The organism is Streptococcus oralis, from assembly GCF_001578945.1.
Classification (GTDB): domain Bacteria; phylum Bacillota; class Bacilli; order Lactobacillales; family Streptococcaceae; genus Streptococcus; species Streptococcus oralis_Q.
In genome coordinates this window covers 215,457-217,133 of sequence record NZ_KQ969552.1, presented here as the reverse complement: position 1 = coordinate 217,133, position 1,677 = coordinate 215,457, and the positions used below count along the sequence as shown (strand labels likewise).

The 1,677-nt window shown below is 42.6% G+C and carries 2 protein-coding genes; both read left to right on the top strand.

All coding sequences use genetic code 11. The annotated features are described in order from the left end of the window. Positions 1-874: DnaD domain-containing protein (locus SORDD16_RS06455; protein WP_061452787.1), on the top strand; the 874-nt coding region annotated here is incomplete at its 5' end. Continuing rightward, positions 875-1,677, top strand: an 803-nt coding sequence (gene dnaI, locus SORDD16_RS06450; RefSeq protein WP_061452786.1) for a primosomal protein DnaI, incomplete at its 3' end; no start/stop codon positions are given.

Below are 1,677 nucleotides of genomic sequence, written 5' to 3'. Positions count from 1 at the left end.
CCTTTCAGGTCAGGAATTTTTAAGTCATTCTGTCTATAGCAGATTATTAGAGAGAAAGATTGGGGATACAGCTGTTTCTGCTATGAAGCAGGCTCCAAGTGAGGGAGAAGCACTCTCTGTTTCTTTGAGCCAAGTATTTCCAACCCTGACTGAAGAAGTGACACCAAGCGAGTCTAAAAGCAAGTTAAAAAACGATTTTGACTTGGAACATTTCCAGCGCCTGATGGCTCGAGATGGCTTGCGTTTTGAAAACGAGCAGGCAGATGTTTTGGAATTGTTTGCCATCGCAGATGAAAAAAAATGGACCTGGTTTGAAACCTATCAATTAGCCAAGGCGACAGCGGTGGCTCAGCTTATTTCAGTCAAACGAATGCGTGAAAAGATAGCACAAAAACCAATGTCTTCTGACTTTAGCCCCAAAGAAATGACTATTATAAGGGAAGCCAAAAACAAAACTCCCCTACAATTTTTAGCGGAAATCAAGCAAACGCGTAAGGGGAACATCACCCAAAGTGAAAGAGAACTCCTTCACCAGATGGCGTCTTTAGGCTTGTTGGACGAAGTCATCAATATCGTTTTACTTTTAACCTTTAACAAGGTTGATTCGGCTAATGTCAATGAAAAATATGCCATGAAGGTCGCAAATGACTATGCTTATCAAAAAATTCGGACAGCAGAAGAAGCTGTGCTTCGGATTCGAGAGCGTCAGCAAAAAGGGAAAGAAGACCAGAAATCGAAAACTAGCTCGACTAAGACAAATGTTCCCAAGTGGAGTAATCCAGAATATAAAAATCAAACCAGTGAGGAAACTCGTCTGGAACTAGAACGTAAAAAACAAGAAATGTTAGCCCGATTAGAAGAAGGAGGAGACTAGATGGAAAGTGTGGGTGACGTACTCAAACGTCAGACAAGTCGTTTTCAGTATCAGGACCTAGTCCAGCAGATTATGAAAGACCCAGATGTGGCGGCTTTTATCCAGAAAGAATCCCTCAGTCCAGAGGAGTTGAATCGTAGCATCTCCAAGTTCAACCAATATATCACAGAACGGGACAAGTTTCTTCGTGGGGATGCGGACTATATAGCGCGTGGCTACAAGCCTATCTTGGTTATGAATCACGGTTATGCAGATGTGTCTTATGAAGAAACACCAGAACTAATCGCGGCTGAAAAAGAGGCGGCAATAAAGAATCGTCTCAAGTTGATCAATCTACCAGCAAATCTCAAGAAAGCGAAGTTGGCTCAGATTGACCTGGATGATCTAGGACGGTTGCCGATTTTTGAGAGACTCTATGCCTTTGTTGACCTTTACCCAAGCATCCGAAAAGGTCTCTATCTTTATGGAGATTTTGGTGTTGGTAAGAGTTTTATGATGGCAGCCCTAGCTCACGACCTATCTGAAAAACGTGGGGCATCAACGACGATTCTCCATTATCCAAGTTTTGTCATTGACGTGAAAAATGCCATCGGTGAAGGCTCTGTGAAGACCTTGGTGGATGACATCAAGTTAGCAGAGGTCTTGATCTTGGATGATATTGGTGCAGAGCAGTCGACTCCTTGGGTACGTGATGAGATTCTTCAAGTCATTCTTCAGTACCGCATGCAGGAAGATTTGCCGACCTTCTTTACTTCCAACTTTAATTTCCAAGATTTGGAAAAACATTTTGCCAAAGGAAAGAA